The following is a 23,791-nucleotide window of genomic DNA, read 5'->3' on the forward strand; positions in this document are numbered from 1 at the left end:
AACCGTAAGCTGAGCCGATGCTCGACGTCCGGCGTCTGCGCCTGCTCAGGGAACTCGCCCACCGGGGCACCATCGCCGCGGTGGCGGAGGCGCTCGCCTTCAGCCCGTCCGCCGTCTCCCAGCAGCTGTCCGTGCTGGAGCGGGAGGCGGGGGTCCCGCTGCTGGAGCGCAGCGGACGGCGGGTCGCGCTGACCCCGGCCGGGCGCAACCTGGTCCGCCATGCCGAGGCGGTGCTGGAACGGCTGGAACTTGCCGGTTCCGAACTGGCCGACGCCAGAAAGGGGTTGGCCGGATCGCTGCGGATCGGCACCTTCCCTTCGGCGGCCCGGGCGATCGTCCCCGGCGCCCTCACCGCGCTGGCCCGCGAGCACCCCGGGCTGGAGCCGATGGTCGCCGAGATGGACCCGGCCCGGGTCGGCGACGCGCTGCGGGCCGGTGAGCTGGACGTGGCCCTGGTGCACGACTACGACTTCGTGCCGGCGCCCCAGGAGCCGGGCCTGGCCACCGAGCCGCTGTTCAGCGAGGCGATGTACCTGGCGTCCCCGGCGGGTGCCCGGCCGGCCGGGGAGGATCCGGTGGGCCGCTGGCGGGACTCCCCGTGGATCATGGGAACCCCCGGCACGCTCTGCCGGACGATGGCCGCCCGGGCCTGCGAGGCGGCCGGCTTCACCCCCCGGGTGCGCCACCAGGTCGACGAGTTCGCCACCGTGCTGGCCCTGGTGGCGGCCGGCCAGGGGGTGGCCCTGGTGCCCCGGCTGGGCGCCCCGGAGCAGCTCCCCGGCGTCACCCTGACCAGGCTGGGGATGTGCCGCCGCACCCGTACGGCGTTCCGCAGCGGCGCCGGGGCCCATCCCGCGGTGGCCGCCTTCACCGCCGCCCTGCGCACCGCGCTGCCGCCGGACCTGGACGAGGGCCCGCCGGCCCGGACGATCGCGCCCTGAGCGCGCCGCGGGCCCTGTCCCGAAGCCCTTTCGACGCCCCCGGGCCGCCCGGATCGGCCCGCCACCGCTCTTGATCACCCCGTCGCCGGTCACTAGCCTGCGCGCATGGCCGAACTGACGCATTCCTCCGAGCAGGCCCCGGGCTCCCACGGCCCCTTCGCGACCAGCGAGGTCGACCCTTCGCGGATCGGCCCGGTCCGCACCGAGTACGCGCCCGACCACGACGGCGACCCGGACCCGGGCGAGATCGTCTGGACCTGGGTCCCGTACGAGGAGAACGACGGCCGGGGCAAGGACCGCCCGGTGCTGGTGGTCGCCCGCGAGCCCGGCGGGACGCTGCTCACCGTGATGCTCTCCAGCAAGGCCCACAGCGCGGACAGCGACTGGGTGCCGATCGGGGCGGGGCCCTGGGACCGCACCGGACGCGACTCCTGGGTGTCGCTGGAGCGGGTGCTGCGGGTGCACGACGAGGGCATGCGCCGTGAGGCCTGCGCCCTCGACCGGGCCCGGTTCAACCTCGTCACCGACCGCCTGAAGCTCCGCTACCGCTGGAGCTGAGCCCCCGCGGGGCCCGGCCGGGCGGGCCCCGCGGAAACGGACTGTTCACGCGACGATCGACGTGATCTCCTCCCGGAGGAGGGCCCGGCAGGACAGGATCGGGCCGGACAGTCAACGACGAGCTGAGCCGGGAGCATGAGCACTCAGAACCCGCCGGGATACGGCTACCCGTCCGACCCGAACAACCCGTACGGCCAGACCCCGTACGGCCCGCAACCGCCGGCCCAGGGTCCCTACGGGCCGCCGCCGGTCCAGGACCCGTACGGCGGGACCGGGCAGCCCTACGGCTACCCGCAGCAGCCCCCGCCGCCCGCCGCCGGCGGGCCCGGGTACGGCGCACCGCAGCCGCCCTACGGCGCGGAGCAGCCGGCGTACGGCCAGCAGCCCTACGGCGGCCCCGGCCACGGGCAGCAGCCCTACGGGCAGCCCGGGTACGGTCAGCCGCCCGGCCCGCAGCAGGCCTGGCCGCACTGGCTCGCCCCGCCCGCCCAGTACGGCGGCCCGCCCACGCCGGGCAGCCGCACGCTGGCCTCGGCCGGCGACCGCTTCCTGGCCCGGCTGATCGACTCCGCCGTCCTGCTGGTCCCGTACCTGGTGCTGGCCCTGCTGCTGGAGAGCACCGGCTCGATCCTGCTCTACCTGGTGCTGGGGCTGGCGGGCTTCGGCTACGAGATCGTCATGCTGCTCACCCAGCACGGCCAGACCGTGGGCAAGAAGGCGATGCGGATCCGGGTGGTGGCCCTGCAGCACGGCGGGCGGCCGGCCGACAACGCCCTGTGGACCCGCGCGGCGCTCTACGGGCTGCCGTCGGCCGTCTACTGCCTGGGCAGCCTGTTCACCCTGGTGAACGTGCTGTGGCAGCTCTGGGACAAGCCGTTCCAGCAGTGCCTGCACGACAAGCCCGCGGGCACCGTGGTGGTCAAGGAGCACTGAGCCCGGCCGGCCCCCGTCACGCCGGACGACCGGAGCGCCCCGCTCCCGGGCGTCCGGCGTGACGCGTCTCACAGCCCCGGCGCCCGCCCGGCCCCACGCGCCGGAACCGGTCACCGGGCGGGCGCGATGCGCCCTGGTCGCCACCCGGCGACGGGCAGTGACGGTCACTGTCGCACCCGTCCCGGACACCTCGTCAGGCTCAGGGAATCGATCTTCGGACCGCGCTAGGGTGGGGGTTTCCCCGCCGGAGATCTATGTCCGAGGAGTCATTTCCACCGTGGCCGACAGCTTCGTTCACCTGCATGTCCACACCGAGTACTCGATGCTGGACGGGGCCGCGAAGAACGGGAAGCTGTTCGCGGAGGCCCAGCGGCAGGGCATGCCCGCCATCGCGATGAGCGACCACGGCAACATGTTCGGCGCGTACGAGTTCTTCCAGAGCGCGAAGAAGCTCGACGGAGCCGTGAAGCCGATCATCGGCATCGAGGCGTACGTGGCGCCCGGCTCGCGCTTCCACAAGAAGCCGACCTTCTGGGCGCCCGGCGGGCAGCGGCAGGTGAGCGCCGACGGCGAGGGCGGCAAGGACGTCTCCGGCGGCGGCCGCTACACCCACATGACGATGTGGGCGCAGAACGTCACCGGCCTGCGGAACCTCTTCAAGCTCTCCTCGCTCGCGTCGATGGAGGGCTACTACATGAAGCCCCGGATGGACCGCGAGCTGATCGCCGCGAACGCCACCGGGATCATCGCCACCACCGGCTGCCCCTCCGGCGAGGTGCAGACCCGCCTGCGGCTCGGCCAGTACGAGGAGGCGGTCAAGGCCGCCGGCGCCTACCAGGACATCTTCGGCAAGGAGAACTACTTCCTGGAGCTGATGGACCACGGCCTGTCCATCGAGCGGGACGTCCGCCAGGACCTGCTGCGGCTGGCCAAGGAACTGAACATCCCGCTGCTGGCCACCAACGACTCGCACTACGTCACCGCCGACCAGGCGGACGCCCACGACAGCCTGCTCTGCGTCGGCGTGGGCAAGAACAAGGACGACCCGAACCGCTTCAAGTTCAACGGCGACGGCTACTACGTCAAGACCGCCGACGAGATGCAGGCGCTCTTCAGCGAGCTCCCGGAGGCCTGCGCCAACACGCTGGCGATCGCCGAGCGGATCGAGCCGTACGACGAGGTCTTCAACTACGTCGACCGGATGCCGCAGTTCGACGTCCCCGAGGGGGAGACCCAGGCGTCCTACCTGCGCCAGAAGATCAAGGCCGGCCTGAAGGTCCGCTACGGCGACAATCCGAGCCAGGAGGTGCTGGACCGGGTCGAGCTGGAGATGGGCGTCATCTCCCCGATGGGCTTCGACGCCTACTTCCTCGTGGTCGCCGACATCTGCCAGTACGCCCGCGACAACGGCATCCCGGTCGGCCCGGGCCGAGGCTCCGCGGCCGGCTCGATGGTCTCGTACCTGACCCGCATCACCGAGCTGGACCCGCTGGAGCACGACCTCCTCTTCGAGCGGTTCCTGAACCCCGAGCGCATCAACCCCCCGGACGTCGACATCGACTTCGACGACCGCCAGCGCGACCAGATGGTGCGCTACGTCACCGACAAGTACGGCGCCGAGTACACGGCCCAGGTGAACACCTTCGGCACCATCAAGGCGAAGGCCGCCGTCAAGGACGCCAACCGCATCCTCGGCTACCCCTTCGCGATGGGCGACCGGATCACCAAGGCGATGCCGCCGGACGTGATGGGCAAGGGCGTCCCGCTCGCGGACCTCTTCAACGAGAAGCACCCCCGGTACAACGAGGGCACCGAGATCCGGGCGCTGTACCAGAACGAGCCCGACGTCAAGAAGATCATCGACACCGGCCTGGGCATCGAGGGCCTGATCCGCGGCACCGGCGTGCACGCGGCCGCGGTGATCCTCTCCTCGACCCCGCTGCTGGAACTCGTCCCGCTGCACATGCGGGACAAGGACGGCGTGATCATCACCGGCTTCGACTATCCGTCGTGCGAAGCCATGGGCCTGATCAAGATGGACTTCCTGGGTCTGCGGAACCTGGGCATCATCGACCACTGCATCAAGATCGTGAAGGCCAACCGCGGTGTCGAGGTCGACATCGAGAAGATCGCGCTGGACGACCCCACCACGTACGAACTGCTCGCCCGCGGCGACACCCTGGGCGTGTTCCAGCTCGACGGCGGCCCCATGCGCGCCCTGCTCAAGCTGATGAAGCCCACCGAGTTCGCCGACATCTCCGCCGTCTCGGCGCTGTACCGCCCCGGCCCGATGGGCATGAACTCGCACACCAACTACGCGCTGCGCAAGAACGCCCAGCAGGAGATCATCCCGATCCACCCGGAGCTGGAGGAGCCCCTCAAGGAGGTCCTCGGCCCCACGTACGGCCTGATCGTCTACCAGGAGCAGGTGCAGCGAGCCGCCCAGGTGCTGGCCGGCTACAGCCTCGGACAGGCCGACCTGCTCCGCCGCGCGATGGGCAAGAAGAAGAAGGAGGTCCTGGAGAAGGAGTTCGTCCCCTTCCACGCGGGCTGCAAGGAGCGCGGCTACTCGGACGAGGCGATCCAGGCGGTCTGGGACGTGCTGGTCCCGTTCGCCGGCTACGCGTTCAACAAATCGCACTCCGCCGCCTACGGCCTGGTCTCGTACCAGACCGCGTACCTCAAGGCCAACTACCCGGCCGAGTACATGGCCGCCCTGCTGACCTCGGTGGCCGACGACAAGGACAAGATGGCCGTCTACCTGGCGGAGTGCCGCCAGATGGGCATCAAGATCCTCTCCCCGGACGTCAACGAGTCCGTGGTCGACTTCACCGCCGTCGGCAACGACGTCCGCTTCGGCCTCAAGGCCGTCCGCAACGTCGGTGTGCCGGTGATCGAGTCACTGGTCAAGACCCGTGGCGAGAAGGGGAAGTACACCTCCTTCGCCGACTTCCTGGACAAGGTCGAGCTGGTGGTGTGCAACAAGCGCACCATCGACTCCCTGATCAAGTCCGGCGCCTTCGACTCGCTCGGGCACACCCGGCTCTCGCTGACCACCGTCCACGAGAACGCCATCGACGCCGTCACCGGCGTCAAGAAGCAGCAGGCCATCGGCCAGGACGACCTCTTCGGCGCGATGGACACCGGCGAGGACATCCCCACCATCGGGCTCGACTTCGAACTCACCGACCGCGAATGGCCGCGCAAGCAACTGCTCAGCCTGGAGCGGGAGATGCTCGGCCTGTACGTCTCCAGCCACCCGCTGGACGGCGCCGAGCACATCCTCTCCCGCAACCGCGACATCTCCATCGCCGAACTGCTCGGCTCCGGCCGCACCGAGGGCGAGGTCAAGCTCGCCGGCCTGATCACCTCGGTCGACCGGCGGATCAACAAGGCGGGCAACGCCTGGGCGATCATCACCCTGGCCGACCGCGACGGCTCGGTCGAGGTGCTGTTCTTCCCCGCCACCTACAACCTGATGGCCGACCAGATGGTCGAGGACAACGTCATCTCGGCCCGCGGGCGGCTCAACGAGCGCGACGGGTCGCTGAGCATCTTCGGGCAGGAGATCACCCAGCTCGACATCTCCTCCGCCGAGCACGGTGGCAAGCCGCCGATCCAGATCACCGTGCCCGAGGCCAAGGTCAACCCGCACATGGTCCGCGAGCTCAAGCGCTCGCTGCGGGCGCACCCCGGCGACGTGCCGGTCCGGCTGCTGACCACCAGCCGGCAGAAGAACGTCCTGTACGAGCTGGGCTTCCTGGTCAACACCGACAACGCCTTCGCCAGCGAGGTCAAGACGCTGCTCGGGCCCTCCGCCTGGAGCATCTGACAGCGGCCGTCCGCCGGGTGGCCCGCCGGAACGCCGGCGGGCCACCCGGCGTTCCGGTACTGCCGGACCGTACGCCCCGGGGCCGGGCCGGACGGCCCCGGGGCGCAGGTGCTCAGCAGGTCGGGCGGTCAGGCGGCCGAGCGTCAGGCGGTCAGGCGGTGACGAGGGACAGGCCGTAGACCGAGAGGATCTCGTTCACCGGCTGGAACCAGGTCTGCCCGCCGCTGCTGCAGTTGCCCCAGCCGCCGGAGGTCACGCCCTGCGCCTGGTCCCCGGTGATGAAGGAGCCGCCGGAGTCGCCCGGCTCGGCGCAGACGCTGGTCCGGGTCACCTGGTAGACCGCGCCCTGGCTGTAGTTGACGGTCTCGTTGAGGCCCTGCACCGTGCCGCAGTGCCAGTGGGTGGTGGAGCCGGAGCGGCAGACCGAGGAGCCGACCGGCGCCTGCCAGGACCCGCGGACCAGCACGTCGCTGACGGTGCCCCAGCCGAGGACCACCGGGACGGTCCACCAGCCGTTGCCGATCCGGATGAACGAGTAGTCGTTGCCCGGGAAGGACGAGCCGGCGAACGAGCCCATCGCCGACCCGTCCCAGCCGACCACGCTGCTCCCCGCGCCGCCGCAGTGCCCGGCGCTGACGAAGCCGCCCTGTACCGCGAACCCGATCGAGCACCGGGTGTTGCCGTTGATGTAGTACGGGTCCCCGCCGACCACGCCGGCCGACAGGGTGCGCGGCGTCCGGTCGACGCTCTGCTCCTCGACCGTCACCGGGCCGGCCTGTTCCGCGGCGGCGACGAAGGCCGCCACCCGGGCGTCCTGCCGGGCGCCGGGGGCGAGTTCGACCACCACGCTGTTGCGCCGCGGGTCGACCCGCCAACTGCTCACCCCCGCCGGGGCTGCGGCGGCCCGGGAGCGGGTGTCGATGGCGGCCTTCGCGCTGTCGAGCTCCTGCTGCGAGTGCCGGACGACCACCGTCTCGGCCCCCGCCGCCCGGAGCGCGGTGCTCCGCGCGGCGTCGGTGACGGCGACCACCAGGGTCTCCCGGTCGGCGTCGTACCAGGAGCCGCCGAAGGCCTGGCCGGCGAGCTGCTCGGCCCGGGGTGCCAGCCGGGCCGCGAGGTCCTCCCGGGCCAGCCGGCGGGCGGCCTGACCCTCGGTGAGGCCGAGGTCGCGCCGGAGCGCGTCGGTGAGCCCCGGCGACAGCGGCCGGGCCGTGCCGGTGGCGGAGGTTTCGCCCGTACGGTCGGCGGCCGCGGCGGCCGAGGCGCCGAGGCCGAGCGTGGACAGGGTCATGAGGGTGGCCATGGCCACCCTGGCAAGGGTGTTTCGCACCGCTGATCTCCTCTGATCCGTGGCGGGTGGGGCCTGCCTTACGGGGAGAGAGCGCTCTCTGCACTACGGGTCTAGACCGCGCCGGTCAGCTTTACATCGTTGAATGTCCGCGTCAACCACGCCAACCGAACTGGTCCGCACGAAATCTGACACTCCATCTGCCAAAGAAGGGTCAGGCCGGTGGCTGCCGCAGTATCCGGAAAGCGCTCCCAAGCCGGCCGTGCGACGGCCCGCGGGCGGCCCCCGTCCGATGCGTCCCCCGCGGGGCCGGACCGGTAGTCTCCGGATTGGCCACGGCCGCCCGCCTCGTCCCCGCGCGGGGACTGCCACGCGTCACAGAAGGACACCTCCATGCCCGACCAGCTCACCGCCGCCCACCGCGAACCCGAGCGCGCCGAGACCATCCTGCGGGTCTTCGAAGCCGCCTTCGGCGAGCTGCTCGCCCAGGACCCGGCCGCCTTCCGGGTCAAGTTCCGCAAGATGGCCGCCTCCGCCTTCGCCTTCTACCGCGGCACCGCCGGCCTCTACTACGCCGACCTCACCACCGCCCCCTACGACGGCTACGGCGCCGCCTTCCTCGACGAGCGCACCAGCCGGGTCTGGATCCACGGCGACCTGCACGCCGAGAACTTCGGCAGCTACCTCAACTCCGAGGGCCGGCTGGTCTTCAACGTCAACGACTTCGACGAGGCGTACGTCGGCGCCTTCACCTGGGACGTCCAGCGACTGGCCGCCAGCCTCGCGCTGATCGGGTACGCCAAGGCGCTCTCCGACGACACCATCACCGAACTCGTCCGCACCTTCGCCGCCGCCTACCGCGGCCGGATCGCCGCCCTGGTCCGGGGCGGCGGGAGCACCTCCGTCACCCTGGACACCGCCACCGGCCCGATCCTGGAGACGCTGCGCCGGGCCCGCCTGCAGACCCGGGTCGCACTGCTGGACTCCGAGACCGTCATCGACGACTACGACCGCCGGTTCCGCAAGGGCGGCGGCGCGTTCGAACTGGACGAGGCCACCAAGGCCGAGGTACTCACCGCCTTCGAGGCCTACCTCACCACCCTGCCGCCGGCCACCCGCACCCGCCCGGACGCGCTGCGGGTCAAGGACGTCGTCGGCCGCCGCGGCATCGGCATCGGCAGCGCCGGACTGCCCTCGTACAACCTGCTGCTGGAGGGCCACACCGACGCCCTGGAGAACGACGTCATCATCTACATGAAGCAGGGCCAGACCCCGGCCGTCTCCCGGCACGTCACCGACCAGGGGATCCGCGACTACTTCGAGCACGAGGGCCACCGCACGGTCATCTCCCAGCGCGCCCTGCAGGCGCACAGCGACCCGTGGCTCGGCTACGCCTCGCTGCGCGGCCAGGGCCAACTGGTCGCCGAGGTCTCCCCGTACGCCACCGACCTCGACTGGACCGACCTCAACGAGCAGGCCGACCTCCACTCGGTGACCGACTACCTCGGCCGGGCCACCGCCACCATGCACGCCGCCGCCGACGAGTCCTCCAGCGGCCACACCCTGGTGCCGTTCTCCACCGAGCACGCCATCGACGCCGCCATCGGCAAGGACGAGGAGGGCTTCACCACCATGCTGGTCGACTTCGCCCACGCCTACGGCGCCCGGGCCCGGCAGGACCACCAGATCTTCGTCGACCTGTTCCGCAACGGCCGCATCCCCGGCCTGTAACACCCTTCGCCGGTACGTCAGTTCAGGGCCGCCACCCGCTCCGCGGCGGCGGCCCTGACCGTCGGGTCCTCGATCGGGTCGTCCCGCAGGCGGGCCAGCCGCTCGCGGACCAGCGGGCCGTCAGGTGCCGAGGCGACCGCCAGCAGGCGGACGTCGGCCTCGCAGTCCCACAGCGACTGCACGTAGACCTGGTCGAGCCCGGACGGGTCGATCGCCGCCAGCGCCGTCAGGTACGAGGCCCGCTCGTAGCTGTGCGGACTGCGCAGCCAGAGCAGGCGCAGGAGCGGCACGGCCTCGACCGCCGCCGGGCCGAACCTGGCCAGGGCGAGTGCGAGGTCCTTGTAGCCGCACCACCCGCGGCGGGCCCGCAGGGCCTGGAACTCGGCGAGCAGCACAGGCAGGTCCTGGAGCTCGCCGTGGGCGGTCAGCACGTCCAGCGCCAGCAGGGCGAGCCACGGCTCCGCCGAGCCGGCCCACTCCCGCGCGGCCGGGAGCGCCGTGGCACCGAGCAGTCGTACCGCGCCGCGCAGCCCGGAGATCTCCCGACCGTTCCTGGCCCCGAGCGAGGGGACCAGCGCCAGCAGCGGTGCGAGGGAGCCGGGGGACGGCCGCGGCGAACGGCGGGAGAGGCTCCACAGGGCGTCGCTCCGGTCGCCCTCGGGCGTACCCGGGGCCGCGATCAGCGCGAGCAGCCGCCCGGTGTCCAGCCCGGCGAGGGCGTCAGGCCTGCGTCCGACGGCAGGCGGTGCGACCAGGCCGAGCCGGTCCCGCCACCGCAGCCAGGGCTCGTGCCACAAGAACTCCGGCTCCCTGCCCACGAGTCGGGCCCGAACCGGCTCCAGCAGGTCGTCCCAGTCCGCCACCGGCCAACTCCCGGCGACGGACTCCAGGACAGACATCCAGCGCTCGCCGTCCCGGATGTACGCCCGGAGCGCCTCCCGCGCCTCGGCCGAACCCGCCAGGGCGAGCAGCCCGAGGACCTCGGATGCGCTCCCGTGCCCGACCTCGCCGCCCTCCAGCAGGGCGATGACCGGTGCCAGCGGCAGCCCCAAGTCCCCTACCAGGCGGGCCAGACAGCGATGGCGCTCGTCGACATTGGTGTCCCAGCGGCAGTCCCGCCGGATGCACGCGAGGACCAGCCGGGGCGCCTGCGGATCACCGACTGCCAGGAGAGCGCCGAGGCCCCGGCCGCGTTGCAGCAGCCCCTCCAGGGTGGTGACCGGCTCGTAGGTCCAGTCCTCATCGTCCTCGCCACCACCGCCGCCGCCACTCACCGGTCAGGCCTCCGGGTCGCGCAGGCCGACGCAGTCGAGCGCCCAGAAGGGCTCCGAGTACACGAAGGTGCCCGTCATCCAGGGCTCGTGGGCGGACAACCGGGCCACCTGGAAGGCCGGTCCGGGGATCCGCAGGGACGGGGAGCGGAAGCCCGCCGGGGTGGCCGGCTCGAATCCGCGGGTGCGGTACCAGCGGGGGTCGCCCTCCAGGAAGACCAGGGGCGCGCCCGCCTCCTCGGCCGCCGCGAGGGCGTGCCGGACCAGCCGGGTCCCGATGCCCCGGCCCTGGTGCTCCGGGAGCACGCCGAGCGGCGAGAGGCTGAGCACGTCCACGATCCGGCGCGGGGCGTCCAGCCGGCAGCCGCTGAGCAGGACGTGGCCGACCACCGCGCCGTCCAGTGCGGCGACGAAGGACAGCGGCGCCGACCCGGCCCTCGCCCCGCGGAGCTCCGCCACCAGCCGGGACACCCGGCCGTCGTCGCCGAAGGCGCGGGTGTGCAGGGCGTGCACCCCGGGGTGGTCGGCAGCGCTCTCCGGCCGGATCTCCACCCGACCGCCGAATGGGTGTCCGGGAGTCGCCGCAGGGGTGACGGCGGTCGCGACGGGGGTGCTTCCGGGGCGCGCGGGCGGCGGGGGTTCAGAGGTCATGCGCGTGAGGCTATGCCCCGACCGGCCCGCGGGGCGCGGGGATTTCCGCCCGCCGGCGCGTCGCCGGGGGCCTGCGCCGGGGCCCGGCGGCCCAGTCGTATTCCCCCGGGGATCCGGGCACGCTAGCCTCGACCGACACGCTGAACATGGGCACCGCAAGGGGGACTTCGTGACGTTCGACCCTTACCGAACACCGCCGGCCGACGGGCGCCCGGGGGTGCCACCCGTCCGCCGCGGCCCCGACGGGTCCCTGATCACCATCGGCCTGCTGTCGGTGCTGGCACTGCTGAGCGAACTGGGGATCCTCGCCTACGACATCGGCCAGCAGGGCTTGGGCTACCTGCCGACCGCGCTGGGCCTCAGCTTCGACCACTACGTGCAGGAGGCACCGGTCGGCTTCTTCGGCTACGACTCCGCGCTGTCGGTCGCGCTGATCGTGCTGGCCGTCGCGGCGTTCAGCGGCCGGCGGTGGGTGCGCCCGGCGGCCGTGGTGCTGTTCGCCGTGGACGGGTACTCGGCCGGGGCCTTCCTGATCTACGAGCTGACCAACGAGTTCACCGCCGGGCGGTTCGCCCAGCCGACGTCCTCCCTGCTGCTGAACCTGACCCGGGTGCTGGCCGTGGTGCTGGCGCTCGCCGTCGCCGTCGTGGTGCTCGCCACCCGCTCCCGCGGTGCGGCCCCCGGCGCGGCCGGGCCGCAGCAGAACCCGTACCTCGGGTACCCGCAGGCGGCGCCGTTCCCGGCCCGATCCGGTGGCCCCGGGGAGCAGTTCGGCTCCGCCCCGGCCTACGCCCCGGCCCAGTCGTTCACGGCTCCCCCGCCGTACACGCCGGCCCCGCCCTTCCCCGCCGCGCAGCCGTACACGCCTGCCCCGCCCGCCGCGCCGCCCGCCGGCCCGCCGGAGGACCGCCCCCAGGGCTGACCGGGCGAAGGGTCACGGCGGGGCAGCCCGGCGTGACCCGTCCGGGCCGCCCTCAGTCCTTGAGCTGGGTGAAGCGGATGCGGTTGCCGAACGGGTCGCGCAGGCCGCAGTCGATCCCGTACGGGCGCTCGGTGGGCTCCTCGGTGAACTCGACGCCCAGGCCCAGCAGGGTCTCGTACGTCTTGCGGCAGTCCTCCGTGGTGAAGATCAGCCAGCCGCCGGTCGCACCCTTGGTGACCAGCTCCCGGACCTGCTCGGCGGTCTCCTCGGACATCGCCGGGGCGCCCGGCCGCTCCAGCAGGATCTGGCGCTCCGGGTGGCCCGGGACGCTGACCGCGAGCCAGCGCATGAAGCCCATGTCGACGTCGGCGGCGACCTCCAGGCCGAGCTTGCCGACGTAGAAGTCGAGGGCCTCGTCCTGGTCGAGAACGAAAATCTGCGAGTGCGTGATGGCGTTGAACATGTGCTCAACGCTACTGGCCGGGCCCGGCGAAAACTTATCCGAAACCGCTCGGCCGGCGACCGCTCGTCGGGCGGTTGCGGCCTGTCGCCCGCGGCGGCCGGTCAGGTGCTCGGGCGGGTCCAGGCCATGGTGAAGCAGGTCGGCACGACGGTGGCCGCCGCCTCCTTCCGGTAGGTCCTCGGCGACCGGCCGACGATGTCGTGGAAGGTCCGGCTGAAGGTCCCCGGGCTGCCGAAGCCCACCTCGAAGCAGATCTCCGTCACGCTGCGCCCGCTCTCCCGCAGCAGGAACATCGCCCGCTCGACCCGGCGGCGCTGCAGGTAGCGGTGGGGCGTCTCGCCGAAGGTGGCCCGGAAGGTCCGCGAGAAGTGCGCCTCGGAGACATGGGCGATCCGCGCCAGGGCGGGGACGTCCAGCGGCTGGGCGTAGGCGCGGTCCATCGCGTCCCGGGCCCGCAGCATCAGGCGGTTGGTCTCTTCGGCGGCGCGGCTCACCCCGCCATCAGACCACGGTCCGCGTCGTCCGGGCCATGTCCGTCCGGCGCAGGTCCGGCACGTCCCGGCCCCGTCCCCGCTCTCGTACTCGCCCGGGATCCGCGCCCTGTCACATCCGTCCGGGCCCCGGCGTCAGTGCGGTGACGGCACACGGACGACGGGAGACCCGCGGCGATGGACGACGACGAATTCCTGGCACTGCGCTTCGAGGAGCACCGCACCCACCTGCGGGCGGTGGCCCACCGGATGCTCGGTTCGCTCAGCGAGGCGGACGACGCCGTCCAGGAGGCCTGGCTGCGGCTCGGCCGGGCCGGTGCCGGCGGGGTCGACAACCTGGGCGGCTGGCTCACCACGGTGGTCGGGCGGGTCTGCCTGGACATGCTGCGCTCGCGCCGGTCGCGGCGGGAGGATCCGCTGGACGTCCGCCTGCCCGACCCGATCGTCGGCGGCCCGGAGGGGACCGACCCCGAGCAGCAGGCACTGCTCGCGGACTCGGTGGGACTCGCGCTGCTGGTGGTGCTGGAGACGCTGCCGCCCGCCGAGCGGCTGGCGTTCGTGCTGCACGACCTGTTCGCGGTGCCGTTCGACGAGATCGCCCCGGTCCTGGACCGCTCGCCGGCCGCGGCCCGGCAGCTCGCCAGCCGGGCCCGGCGGCGGGTGCGCGGGGCCGCGCCGCGGCCGGAGGCCGACCTGTCCCGTCAACGCGAGGTGGTCGACGCCTTCCTCGCCGCCGCCCGGAACGGCGACTTCGAAGCCTTGGTCGCGGTGCTCGACCCGGACGTGGTGCTGCGGGCGGACCACGGCGGGACGGCCCCGGCGCAGGCGGGAGCAGGGACGGGCACGGGGACAGGGACGGGCACGGCCGGCGGGTTCAGGCTGGTCCGGGGCGCGGCGGCGGTGGCCCGCGGGGCGGTGACCTTCTCGCAGGCGGCCCGGTTCGCCCGGCCGGTGCTGGTCAACGGGGCGCCGGGCCTGCTCACCGCCCCGCAGGGCGAGCCGTTCTCGGTGATGGGCTTCACCGTCCGGAACGGCCTGATCGTCGGGATCGACGTCCTCGCCGACCCCGAGCGCCTGCGCCGGCTCGACCTGTCCACGGTGCTCGACGGCTGAGCGGCAGCGGGCAGTACGCGGCGGGCGGCGGGACCGGCCGTACGGTGCCCGCCGCCCACGCCGTCCCTCAGGCGTCCAGTTCCGCCAGGAAGTCCAGCGCGGCCGCCCAGGTCTGCTCGGCGGCCTCGGCGTCGTAGTCGGGCAGGTCCGGGTCGGTGAAGACGTGGCCGGCGCCCCGGTAGCGGTGGACCTCGACGTCGGCACCGGCCTTGCGCATCCGCAGGTACCAGGCGTTGAGCCAGTCCTCGGACTCGAACGGGTCGGGCTCCGCGACGTGCAGCTGGACGGGGATGGAGGTGGCGGCGTCGTCGCGGATGTCCGAGGTGCCGTGCAGCAGCAGCAGGCCCTTGGCCTGCTCGTCCGCGAGCGCGAGGTTCTGGGCGAGGGCGCCGCCGAGGGAGAAGCCGGCGTAGACCAGGCCCTCCGGCGGCGGGGTGGTCCCGTTCACCGGGGTGAGCAGCGGGACGACGGCGGTGATCGCCCGGCGCAGCAGCTCGTCGCTGGTGATCTCCTCCTTGTGCGCCATGCCCTCCTCGACGCTGTCGAAGGTCCGGCCGTCGTAGAGGTCGGGGGTGTGCACCTGGTGGCCGGCGGCGCGCAGCCGGTCGGCCGCCGCGTGGACGGCCGGGCGCAGGCCGTAGACGGAGTGGAGGAGGACGATCTGGGCCACGGGTGCGTTCCTTCGCGATCTCGGTCGGGTCGTCTCCCATGATCCCGCATGATCCGGCGCGATCCTGCGGCCCGCGCCGCGCCGTACCGCGCCGTGCCCTGCGGTGCCGTGCCCTGCCGTGCCCCGCCATGCCCTGCCGTGCCGTGCCGTGCCGTGTCCCCGAGCACCCGGCGCGCCCCTCGCACCTTCGCCCGCCCCTGGCCGAAGGCCCCCGGCCCGGCGCGCCCCAGGCCGGCCGCGCACGCCCCGCGTGAGCGGCCGGGCGCGCACCCGCGTGGCCGCCGGGTGGCGTGACGGGCGCCGGCGGGTGCCGGTGTCCACGCGCCGGTGAAGAGTCGACGAACAGTCAGTCCCACCTATGGGCCGCCGCATTACCGGGCGGTAGCCTGAGCCCGTGATTGATCCCATACATGACAAGCCCCTGGCCGACGCCACCACCCGTCCGCGCCGCCGCCAGGTGCTCAAGGCCACCGCGATCGCCGCCGGGGCGGCGACCCTGCCACTGGCCCTCGGCGAGCGCGCCGTCGCCGACACCCTGCCGGCCCAGGGCCCGGCCTTCCTCCACGGCGTCGCCTCCGGCGACCCGCTCCCCGACGGCGTCGTGGTGTGGACCCGGGTGACCCCGACCCCGGCCGCCGTACCCGGCTCGGGCGTCGGACCGGACACCGAGGTCCGCTGGGAGCTGGCCACCGACCGCACCTTCGCCGCCCTCGCGGTGAGCGGTTCGGTGACCGCCTCGGCCGGCACCGACCACACCGTGAAGGTCGACGCCCGCGGCCTGCGGCCCGACACCACGTACTGGTACCGCTTCACCGCCGGCGGGGTCACCTCGCCGGTCGGCCGCACCCGGACCGCCCCCGCGAACGACGCCGCCGTCCAGCGGCTGCGGCTGGGCGTCGCGTCCTGCGCGAACTGGGAGGCGGGATACTTCTCCGCGTACCGGCACCTGGCCGCGCGCGGCGACCTCGACGTCTTCCTCTTCCTCGGCGACTACATCTACGAGTACAGGACGGGCGAGTTCTGCGCCGCCGGCAAGGTCGTGCGGCCGCACCAGCCGGCGCACGAGATCCTGAACCTGGCCGACTACCGGACCAGGCACGGCGCGTACAAGACCGACACCGACCTGCAGGCCCTGCACGCGGCCATCCCGACCATCGCGATCTGGGACGACCACGAGTTCGCCAACGACGCCTCCTCGGTGGGCGCCGAGAACCACACCCCGGGCACCGAGGGCGACTGGGCGGCCCGGGTCGCCGCGGCCAAGCAGGCGTACTTCGAGTGGATGCCGGTCCGCCCGTCCGTCGCCGGCACCACCTACCGCCGGCTGCGCTACGGGAAGCTGGCCGACCTCTCGCTGCTCGACCTGCGCTCGTTCCGCTCCGCGCAGGTGAAGGTCGGCGACGGCGACGTCGACTCGGCCGACCGGACGATCACCGGCCGGGCCCAGCTCGACTGGCTGAAGGCCGGGCTCTCCGCCTCCGACACCACCTGGCGGCTGGTCGGCAACTCGGTGATGATCTCGCCGGTCGCCTTCCTGTCCCTGCCGGACTACCTGCTGCGACCGCTCGCCAAGCTGCTCGGCCTGCCGGGCGAGGGCCTGGCGATCAACCCGGACCAGTGGGACGGCTACACCCACGACCGCCGCGAACTGCTCGGCCACCTCAAGGCGCAGGGCATCCGCAACACGGTCTTCCTGACCGGCGACATCCACTCGGCGTGGGCGGCCGACGTCCCGAACGAGGCCGCCACCTACCCGGCCTCGGGCAGCGTCGCCACCGAGTTCGTGGTCACCTCGGTGACCTCGGACAACATCGACGACTTCCTGAAGGTCGCCCCGCAGACCGTCTCGCTGGTCGCCGCCGGTGCCCTCAAGGCCGCCAACCGGCACCTGAAGTGGATCGACCTGGACTCGCACGGCTACGGCGTCCTGGACGTCACCCCGGACCAGGTCCAGATGGACTACTACATCCTGTCCGACCGCACCAGGCGCGACGCGAGCAGCACCTGGACCCGCTCCTACCGCAGCCGCTCCGGCAGCCAGGCCCTGGAGCGCGTCTGGGCTCCGGTGAAGTGACACCCGCCGGGCCGCCCGCACCCGGTCGGGGTGCGGGCGGCCCGGTCGTCGCGGCGGCCCGTTCGTTCGTCGCCGCGGCGGCTCGTTCGTCGCGGCGGCCGGGTGGACGCCCGGCCGCCCTCCCGCCCTCGGCCGGCGCGGACCGGCCGTCAGCTCCGGCCGTAGATCTCCGACCAGACGATCACGTCGGCCGTGCCCCCGTTGACGAAGTCCGTGCCCACCGACGTGATGGTCAGCAGGGCCGTCCGCCCGGCCCTGGTCCCGACGCACACCACGCTGCCCTCCGCCACCTGGAGGACGGAGACACCGCCCTGGGAGATGCTGTCGGCGCACTGCCGGCCGGTGGGCGTGCCCCGCCCGGTCCACAGCGCGAGGTTGCCGAGGCCGGCCGGGTCGTAGTTCCCCGTGATCGAGCCGTCCAGCGGGTTCAGCTGCGCGTCGGACGAGTCGCCGCTGCCGCCGGTCGGTGGGGCCGCGTCGAGACGCAGGCCGAGGATGGACATCCGCACCCTCCCCTGCCAGCGCACTCCCTGGGCGGCCGCGGAAGGTCCCGCGGAGGGTGCCGCGGCGGACGGGGGCGCCGCCGCCGGACCGGAGGAACCGTCCGGGACGGGTGCGGCCCCGGTGGGGCCGCCGCCGGGGTTCGGGGCGAGGGTCTGCGGGCCGCTCAGCACCGGCTCGCCCGAGATCCCGAGGAGCTTGACCACGGAGAAGAGCCCGCCGGCGAGCATGACCGCCGAGGCGAGCACCAGCAGGGCGATCACCCCGCGCCCGAGGCCCGCCGGCGCCGGGACGTTCACCTGGACGCCGTGGGGGCCGTACTGCAGGCCCGCCGAGCCCTTGATCGTGTTCGGGGGCGGGTAACCCGGATGCGGCGGCCCGGATCGGGGATCCGTCATCGCGGGCGTCCGAAGTTGTTGACCTGGAAGCCGTTCGGCCCCACCTGCACCGCGGCGGGTCCGTGGATGACGTTGCCGGCCACGGAGTACCCGGCGGGCGGCGTCTGCCGGCCCTCCTCCCGGACGTCCGCCAGCGCCCTCCGCAGGGCCGCGGCGAACACCGGGTCCCGGCCGACCGCGTCCCGCAGTACCAGCGCCAGCCAGGTGCGCGTGGCGTCCGACACGGCCGGTTGCCCGGCCTCGGCCTCCTCCCGCAGGCGGAGCAGCGCGGTCTCGCTCCCGAGCCTGCCGCTCACGACCTCGTGCACGCGGGCCATCGCGGCACCTGCGCCGTGATCACCACCCGGACGGCCTCCGCCTGCCACCCAGGCGAACAGCCACCCGACCGCGATCTCCTCATCGGTCACCTTGCCTCCCAAGCTGTATGACGTTGCGTCAGACCGTACTACCGATCCGCGTTGACGGGAGGCGGGAGAGCTGATTCCCTCCCTCCGTGGCGGGGGCGCGACGCGATGGCGGCGTCCGGGCCCCGCGAGGCTGTCGGCGAAGGGTGTTGCTGTGACGGGTGTGGATCTGGTGGTGGCCGCGGTCGCGGCCGGAACGTCGGCCGGACTGGCGGACGCCGCCAACAGCGGTGTCCGCGACGCTTACGAGGCGCTGCGCGCGGCGACACGGCGGCGGCTGGGACGGCGCGACGAACGGGTGGAGGAGGCCGAGCCGGAGATGTGGGAGGCCGTGCTGGCGGAGGAACTCACGGCGGCCGGCGCCCAGGAGGACCAGGAGCTCCTGCAGGCCGCCGAGCGGCTGCTGGCATTGCTGAGGGCGCCCGGGAACGCCCGGACCGGGGGCCGGGGGGACGTGTACAACCTGGACATGCCGCAGGCCAAGGGTGTGGCCGTCGGGCCGAACGCCCAGCAGACCAACACCTTCAACTGACGGGCATCCGGGGGCCGGCCCCGGAGCCTGCGAGCAGCCCCGGCCCGTGGCCCCGCGTTCGTTCCATGCGGTGGCCACGGGCCGGGGCCGTTCCACCGCCCAGGCACGACCGGGCGCCGACCCGGCTCGCCCCCTCCGCCCTCCCCCAGCACGCGAGGCCCGCGTTCCGCACGGGGTGAGCCCTGACTTGCGAAGCCGCGGCGCACAGTGACGTGGCGTCAGCATCACGTGTTCGTGGCGCCTCCGGGGTCGGCCGCTCCGCCGGCCTCCCGGCCGCCCGGGCGTGCGCAATTGCACTCCACCTTCCGCCGGACGCCGTTCTTTGTTTTCGTATTACACATAATGCGCGGCGCTGCGCATGCCCATTGATTGCCCTTCCCGGCGCTCTCCGAATGGCCTTCGGAGCGTCAATTCACTGTTTTGCCACACCTGGAGGCGAGTTACCGACCCGAAAGGCTTGACGCCGAAAGTTGGTCTAGTCCAATGTAGGGTCAGGACTCGTGAGGGCGACTATTCCCCGGGGGCGGAATCCAGGCGCCTCACCCTCCGACAGCCATCGTCTCCGCGACGGGAATTCCCGACGCATCCGCGACGAGCTGCCCACTGTCAGCCGAACCCGGCCCCGCCGTGCTCCTGTTCCGCCCTGTCACCGAAGACCAGAAGCCTGGAGTGACCGCATGACCCGACCCGACCGACATCACCGCAGGTTCACCCCGAATCACCCGCACGTCCGCACCACCCCCGGGAACGACCCCGCCCAGGACCTCCTGGGACCGCCGGCGCCGGCGGAGTCGCCCGCCTGTGAGCGGCCGGCCCGCAAGGCACCGCCGCGCGGCCACGCCCGCTGCGCCGACCGGAACGACGCACCCGGACGCCCCGGAAGGGCCCGCCGGTGAGCGGCCCGGGCGCAGCCGCCATCAGCCGGGGCCTGCACGCCGCCCTGGCCGCCGAGTCCGAGGACCGGATCATCTACGACCTCGCCGGGATCGGCGAGCGCTACACCACCCTGGTCGAGGAACTGCCCGGTGTCGCCGTGCGGTTCGCCATGAAGGCCTGCCCGGTGGACGAGGTGCTCGCCCACCTGGCCGCGATGGGCGCCGGCTTCGACGCGGCCAGCCCCAACGAGATCGCCCAGGCCGTCCGGACCGGCGTCGCCACCGACCGGATCCACTACGGCAACACGGTGAAGTCCGACCGCAGCATCGCCGAGGCGTACCGCTTAGGCATCCGGGACTTCGCGACCGACAGCCTGGAGGACGTCGGGGCGATCGCCGCCCACGCCCCCGGCGCCCGGGTGTTCTGCCGGCTGGCCACCAGCGGGGAGGGCGCGCTCTGGGGCCTCAGCCAGAAGTTCGGCTGCTCAGGCGCCGACGCGGTGCTCGTCCTGGAGGCCGCCCGGGCGGCGGGGCTGACCCCGGCCGGGCTCTCCGTGCACGTCGGCTCGCAGCAGATGACGACGGAGGCCTGGCAGGAGGCCTTCGAGCGGATCGGCGAGGTGCTGGTGGCCCTCCGGCGGCGCGGGATCCTGCTCGACCACGTGAACCTCGGCGGCGGCCTGCCCGCCCTCGGCTACCTGGACCGGCGGGGTGATCCGCTCGACCCGCCGCTGGACAAGATGTTCGTCGTCATCCGCGAGGGTATCGAGCGGCTGCGCGAGATCGCCGGCCCCGGGCTGGGCCTGGTGATGGAGCCGGGCCGGTTCCTGGTGGCCGACCAGGGCGCGATCAAGGCCCACGTGGCCCGGCTGTCCTCCCGCGAGCAGCTCGACGGGGAGCGCCGGAACTGGCTCTACCTGAGCTGCGGGAAGTTCAACGGGCTCTACGAGATGGACGAGTTGCAGTACCGGCTGGTCTTCCCCTCGCACCCGGACGCGGAGTACGTCCCGGCCGTGGTGGCCGGCCCCAGCTGCGACAGCGACGACGCGTACGCTCACGAGCACTGCCGGGTCCTGGTGCCCAGCGCGGTCGCCTCGGGGGACCCGGTCTGGATCCTCTCCGCCGGCGCCTACGCCGGGAGTTACATGACCCAGGGCTTCAACGGATTCGATCCGCTGCCGTACGGCTGGGTCCGCGGCGAAACGGCGGGGGCCCGGTGACCGAAAGACACGGCCCGTTACGGCGCGTCCACGAAAGCGCCCGGCGAAACGGCCGCGGGGGTTTTCGTACTGACCCGGAACAATTCCCCGGCGGCTTCTCCGGCGGCCTCCGGAGAACACCGGGAGCACCCGCCGGAACACCGGGAGCACCCGCCTCGATAACCCCGGCAGAACCCTCTCGGGACGACCGGCCCGGCCGGACGGGAGAGTTCCCGACCCGCCGCCACGGGCCCGCCGCCTATTCCTCCGGCCGGAATTCACGGCCGTCCTGAGGGCCTGGCCGCACCCCGGCACCGGCCGCCGCGCACCCGGGCGCGAGCACCACCCCGCTCCGCCGTACACCGCTCCGCCGAGGCCGTTGCACCACCGCCCTTGCACCACCGCCTTCGCACCACCGCCCTTGCACCACCGCCTTCGCACCACCGCCCTTGCACCACCGCCTTCGCACCACCGCCGGGCGGCACGGCCCTGCCGTCCCCGCGGCGACCCCACCAAGAACCCCACCGACACCCACCTGGGCCCTGGAGCTACCCGCATGCCGAGCACCGACCCGTATCTTCACCGCGCCGCGACCGGCCGGCCGTACTTCAGTACGGACGGCGAGTCGTACCTGGCGCAGACCCCGCTGAGGGAGATCCGCAAGAGCCAGCCCCTGCGGGTGCTGTCCGAGGAGGACCTCGCCTTCTGGCAGACCTACGGCTACGTCGTGGTCAAGGAGGCGATCCCCGCCGACGCCGCGCAGCGGCTGCTGGACTTCGCCTGGGAGTTCCAGGGCATCGACCCGGACCGCCCGGACACCTGGTACGAGGAGCGGCCCTACCGCGACGGGCTGGACCGCCACCTGCACGTCTACGGCTTCGTCGAGGCCTACCACCACCAGCTGCTCTGGGACAGCCGGCAGACCCGCCGTGTCTACGACGCCTTCGTCGACGTCTGGGACAGCGAGGAGCTCTGGGTCACCCTCGACCGGCTGAACCTCAACCCGCCGAACATCAAGAACCGCGACCGCGCGCTGATCGAACCCACCGACACCGGGTTCGACATCGAACTGCACTGGGACATCGACAGCACCCTCGGCGTGGTCCCGCAGCGCGTCCAGGGCATCATCGCGCTCAACGACACCGCGCCCGACCGGGGCGGGTTCCAGTGCAACCCCGAGCTGTTCCGCCGCTTCGACGAGTGGAAGCTCGGCCAGCCGGCCGACCGCGACCCGATCCGCCCGGCCGTCGACCGGGACGAATACCCGGTGGTGCGACCGGAGTTGTCCGCCGGCGACCTGCTGATCTGGAACGGCGCACTGGCCCACGGCGTCGCCCGCAACGTCTCCGACGGCGGGGTCCGGGCGGTCCAGTACCTCTCGATGATGCCCGCGCTGGAGGAGCACGAGGAGATGCGCCGCTCGCGGATCAACTCCTGGTACACCCTCAGCACCCCGGACTGGAACCGCACCCTGGTCGGCGACGCCGTCAAGCACGAGTCCCTCCGGTACGGCACCGCCGAGCTCAACCCCCTCGGCCGCAAGCTGCTCGGCCTCGACCCCTGGCACGGGGAGGAGTCCGCCCGATGAGCCGCGACCACGCCCCGCGCAGGATCTGCCTGACGCTGCCCACCAACCGGGCCTGCACCTCCACCATCGCCGACATCGGCGAGGAGGCCGCCTACGCGGCACGGGAGTTCGGCGTCGAGGTCAGACTGCTGATCCTCGACTCCTCCGACCCGTCGAGCTTCGCCGAGCACACCAAGGCCGTCCGCGAACTGCCCGCCGTGCCGGACGTGATCGTGCACCACCTGGACGAGGCCGCGCAGCGCGGGTTCCTCCGGGCGGCGATCGGGCGCGCCGCACTCCCCGACCCCGGGCGGCTGCTCGACCTGATGCTCCCCGACGCCGTCTCCTACGGCGCCTGCACCAACCGGGCGTTCCTGCTCGCCGCCGCCCTCGGCTGCGACTCGATCCACCGCCGGGACTCCGACAGCGGCTACCAGACGCTGGACGGCGCCCCGGTCTTCCCGATCCACCACGAGCTGCTCTCGCTCGGGCGGACCGGCGCCGAGGCGGCCGCCGGCGTCACCGAGAACACGCTGGACCAGGTGCACGGCGGCAAGCCGGTGTCCATGGTCGGCGGCTCCTTCGTGGGTGAACTGTCGGTGGACGTCAGTGAGATCAAGGAGCTGGACCCCGCCGTCTACCACGACGTGGTCAGCCTGTGGGCCCCGCCCGAGTGGTCCGCGGAGGAGATCGGGGAGCTGGTCCAGGAGTCGTTCGTCGGGGCCGGCACCGAGCCGTTCACGACGGACCGCTCGGTGCTGGACGTCCCCGACATCTGGCGGCTGGACATGTGCAACATCGGCTTCGACCGCGAGCTGTACGAGCGCGTCCCGCTGCCGCCGGCGACAGACACCATCGGCAGCGACTACTTCCTGCTGCACGTGGTCCGGCACGCCCCGCTGCCCGCGGTCGTGCACAACCGGCACATCGTCAACTACTACACCGCGGAGCGCCGGACCGGCGCCGGATTCATCGCGTACCAGCTGAGGTTCGTGAAGTTCCTGCTGTCGATGCTCTACTTCCACCCCGTCTACTTCGACCTGGAGGCGGCCGGGCCGGCCCTGCTGGACGAACGGCACCGCGTCCGGGCCGGCGAGATCGCCGGGTTCGCCCGGCGGGTCGCCGGGGCCGACCGCGCGGAGAACGTCCGCCGGCTGGACGTCGTGGACCAGCGGTACCGGCAACTGGGCGGCAAGTACGCCGAGTTCGCCGACCACCTGCGGCCGCTGCGGGAGCGGCTGCTGGACGAGGCGCAGGCGGACATCGAGTCCTTCGCGCTGCTGATCGAGGCGTGGGCACCGCTGGTGACCGCGAGCCGGGCCGTCGGCCTGGCGCAGCCGCCGTGCTAGCGGCACCGGGGCCGGGAGCCGGCCGACC

Annotated in this window: 20 protein-coding genes; 12 read left to right on the forward strand and 8 right to left on the reverse strand. The window is 73.0% G+C overall.

Annotated elements, in window-relative coordinates:
- Positions 1–17: 17 nt before the first annotated feature.
- The 4 genes from J2S46_RS11470 (at position 18) to dnaE (ending at position 6,264) form a co-directional block, all read left to right on the forward strand.
- Positions 18–941, forward strand: a complete 924-nt coding sequence (locus tag J2S46_RS11470) for a LysR family transcriptional regulator (protein ID WP_191291715.1) — start codon at positions 18–20, stop codon at positions 939–941.
- Positions 942–1,046: 105 nt separating this feature from the next.
- Positions 1,047–1,499 carry a type II toxin-antitoxin system PemK/MazF family toxin gene (locus J2S46_RS11475; protein WP_191291714.1) on the forward strand — a complete coding sequence of 151 codons (453 nt, stop codon included), beginning with the start codon at positions 1,047–1,049 and terminating at the stop codon, positions 1,497–1,499.
- Between the two features lie 135 nt (positions 1,500–1,634).
- Positions 1,635–2,432, forward strand: a complete 798-nt coding sequence (locus tag J2S46_RS11480) for an RDD family protein (RefSeq protein ID WP_191291713.1) — start codon at positions 1,635–1,637, stop codon at positions 2,430–2,432.
- 277 nt (positions 2,433–2,709) lie between these two features.
- On the forward strand, positions 2,710–6,264 hold the full coding sequence (dnaE, locus tag J2S46_RS11485) for a DNA polymerase III subunit alpha (RefSeq protein WP_191291712.1): 3,555 nt from the start codon (positions 2,710–2,712) through the stop codon (positions 6,262–6,264).
- A gap of 151 nt (positions 6,265–6,415) precedes the next feature.
- Here dnaE and J2S46_RS11490 read toward each other — a convergent pair whose 3' ends face one another.
- Positions 6,416–7,567: an alpha-lytic protease prodomain-containing protein gene (locus J2S46_RS11490; RefSeq protein ID WP_370882308.1), complete on the reverse strand. Its 1,152-nt coding sequence runs from the start codon at positions 7,565–7,567 to the stop codon at positions 6,416–6,418.
- Between the two features lie 378 nt (positions 7,568–7,945).
- On the opposite strand from J2S46_RS11490, the gene J2S46_RS11495 reads away from it, so the two are divergent.
- Positions 7,946–9,283, forward strand: a complete 1,338-nt coding sequence (locus J2S46_RS11495) for a DUF2252 domain-containing protein (protein WP_191291711.1) — start codon at positions 7,946–7,948, stop codon at positions 9,281–9,283.
- A 17-nt stretch (positions 9,284–9,300) separates the two neighbouring features.
- On the opposite strand, the gene J2S46_RS11500 is transcribed toward J2S46_RS11495, so the two are convergent.
- Positions 9,301–10,557, reverse strand: a complete 1,257-nt coding sequence (locus J2S46_RS11500) for a hypothetical protein (protein ID WP_191291710.1) — start codon at positions 10,555–10,557, stop codon at positions 9,301–9,303.
- 3 nt (positions 10,558–10,560) lie between these two features.
- On the reverse strand, positions 10,561–11,205 hold the full coding sequence (locus tag J2S46_RS11505; RefSeq protein ID WP_191291709.1) for a GNAT family N-acetyltransferase: 645 nt from the start codon (positions 11,203–11,205) through the stop codon (positions 10,561–10,563).
- A 169-nt stretch (positions 11,206–11,374) separates the two neighbouring features.
- Here J2S46_RS11505 and J2S46_RS11510 point away from each other — a divergent pair, with 169 nt between their 5' ends.
- Positions 11,375–12,127 carry a hypothetical protein gene (locus tag J2S46_RS11510; protein ID WP_191291708.1) on the forward strand — a complete coding sequence of 251 codons (753 nt, stop codon included), beginning with the start codon at positions 11,375–11,377 and terminating at the stop codon, positions 12,125–12,127.
- A 52-nt stretch (positions 12,128–12,179) separates the two neighbouring features.
- Here the strand turns inward: J2S46_RS11510 and J2S46_RS11515 are convergent, their stop codons facing one another.
- Positions 12,180–12,590 carry a VOC family protein gene (locus tag J2S46_RS11515; RefSeq protein ID WP_190209142.1) on the reverse strand — a complete coding sequence of 137 codons (411 nt, stop codon included), beginning with the start codon at positions 12,588–12,590 and terminating at the stop codon, positions 12,180–12,182.
- Positions 12,591–12,691: 101 nt separating this feature from the next.
- Positions 12,692–13,084, reverse strand: coding sequence for a helix-turn-helix domain-containing protein (locus J2S46_RS11520; RefSeq protein WP_191291707.1), 393 nt, complete (start codon positions 13,082–13,084; stop codon positions 12,692–12,694).
- A 174-nt stretch (positions 13,085–13,258) separates the two neighbouring features.
- On the opposite strand from J2S46_RS11520, the gene J2S46_RS11525 reads away from it, so the two are divergent.
- Entirely contained in the window at positions 13,259–14,194 is a 936-nt protein-coding gene (locus tag J2S46_RS11525; protein ID WP_191291706.1) for a sigma-70 family RNA polymerase sigma factor, read from the forward strand.
- 67 nt (positions 14,195–14,261) lie between these two features.
- On the opposite strand, the gene J2S46_RS11530 is transcribed toward J2S46_RS11525, so the two are convergent.
- Complete coding sequence (locus J2S46_RS11530; protein ID WP_191291705.1) at positions 14,262–14,864, reverse strand: dienelactone hydrolase family protein; 603 nt, start codon at positions 14,862–14,864, stop codon at positions 14,262–14,264.
- Positions 14,865–15,258: 394 nt separating this feature from the next.
- Here J2S46_RS11530 and J2S46_RS11535 point away from each other — a divergent pair, with 394 nt between their 5' ends.
- A complete protein-coding gene (locus tag J2S46_RS11535; protein WP_229912973.1) occupies positions 15,259–16,938 on the forward strand; it encodes an alkaline phosphatase D family protein in 1,680 nt (559 codons plus the stop codon).
- Positions 16,939–17,087: 149 nt separating this feature from the next.
- Here J2S46_RS11535 and J2S46_RS11540 read toward each other — a convergent pair whose 3' ends face one another.
- Together J2S46_RS11540 and J2S46_RS11545 are read right to left on the reverse strand one after the other, a co-directional pair.
- Positions 17,088–17,837 (reverse strand): hypothetical protein, encoded by a 750-nt coding sequence (locus tag J2S46_RS11540; protein ID WP_191291704.1) that lies wholly within the window; start codon positions 17,835–17,837, stop codon positions 17,088–17,090.
- Complete coding sequence (locus J2S46_RS11545; protein ID WP_191291703.1) at positions 17,834–18,244, reverse strand: chromosome partitioning protein; 411 nt, start codon at positions 18,242–18,244, stop codon at positions 17,834–17,836. Before J2S46_RS11545 ends, J2S46_RS11540 begins: the two co-directional genes overlap by 4 nt.
- A gap of 151 nt (positions 18,245–18,395) precedes the next feature.
- Here J2S46_RS11545 and J2S46_RS11550 point away from each other — a divergent pair, with 151 nt between their 5' ends.
- From J2S46_RS11550 to J2S46_RS11565, 4 genes are all read left to right on the forward strand, one after another.
- Positions 18,396–18,773 (forward strand): Het-E N-terminal domain-containing protein, encoded by a 378-nt coding sequence (locus J2S46_RS11550; RefSeq protein WP_191291702.1) that lies wholly within the window; start codon positions 18,396–18,398, stop codon positions 18,771–18,773.
- Positions 18,774–19,665: 892 nt separating this feature from the next.
- A complete protein-coding gene (locus J2S46_RS11555; protein ID WP_229912972.1) occupies positions 19,666–20,868 on the forward strand; it encodes a type III PLP-dependent enzyme in 1,203 nt (400 codons plus the stop codon).
- 535 nt (positions 20,869–21,403) lie between these two features.
- Positions 21,404–22,435: a phytanoyl-CoA dioxygenase family protein gene (locus J2S46_RS11560; RefSeq protein ID WP_191291701.1), complete on the forward strand. Its 1,032-nt coding sequence runs from the start codon at positions 21,404–21,406 to the stop codon at positions 22,433–22,435.
- Positions 22,432–23,763 carry a DUF6271 family protein gene (locus J2S46_RS11565; RefSeq protein ID WP_191291700.1) on the forward strand — a complete coding sequence of 444 codons (1,332 nt, stop codon included), beginning with the start codon at positions 22,432–22,434 and terminating at the stop codon, positions 23,761–23,763. Before J2S46_RS11560 ends, J2S46_RS11565 begins: the two co-directional genes overlap by 4 nt.
- The last annotated feature ends 28 nt before the right edge of the window (positions 23,764–23,791 follow it).

Origin of the sequence: Kitasatospora herbaricolor (genome assembly GCF_030813695.1) — a bacterium.
Classification (GTDB): Bacteria; Actinomycetota; Actinomycetes; order Streptomycetales; family Streptomycetaceae; genus Kitasatospora; species Kitasatospora herbaricolor.

Coding starts and splice junctions, on each gene's coding strand:
- J2S46_RS11525 (WP_191291706.1), top strand. CDS start 13,259: ATGGACGACGACGAATTCCTGGCACTGCGCTTCGAGGAGCACCGCACC.
- J2S46_RS11505 (WP_191291709.1), bottom strand. CDS start 11,205: ATGACCTCTGAACCCCCGCCGCCCGCGCGCCCCGGAAGCACCCCCGTC.
- J2S46_RS11540 (WP_191291704.1), bottom strand. CDS start 17,837: ATGACGGATCCCCGATCCGGGCCGCCGCATCCGGGTTACCCGCCCCCG.
- J2S46_RS11560 (WP_191291701.1), top strand. CDS start 21,404: ATGCCGAGCACCGACCCGTATCTTCACCGCGCCGCGACCGGCCGGCCG.
- J2S46_RS11480 (WP_191291713.1), top strand. CDS start 1,635: ATGAGCACTCAGAACCCGCCGGGATACGGCTACCCGTCCGACCCGAAC.
- J2S46_RS11475 (WP_191291714.1), top strand. CDS start 1,047: ATGGCCGAACTGACGCATTCCTCCGAGCAGGCCCCGGGCTCCCACGGC.
- J2S46_RS11515 (WP_190209142.1), bottom strand. CDS start 12,590: ATGTTCAACGCCATCACGCACTCGCAGATTTTCGTTCTCGACCAGGAC.
- J2S46_RS11495 (WP_191291711.1), top strand. CDS start 7,946: ATGCCCGACCAGCTCACCGCCGCCCACCGCGAACCCGAGCGCGCCGAG.
- J2S46_RS11565 (WP_191291700.1), top strand. CDS start 22,432: ATGAGCCGCGACCACGCCCCGCGCAGGATCTGCCTGACGCTGCCCACC.
- J2S46_RS11490 (WP_370882308.1), bottom strand. CDS start 7,567: ATGGCCACCCTCATGACCCTGTCCACGCTCGGCCTCGGCGCCTCGGCC.
- J2S46_RS11470 (WP_191291715.1), top strand. CDS start 18: ATGCTCGACGTCCGGCGTCTGCGCCTGCTCAGGGAACTCGCCCACCGG.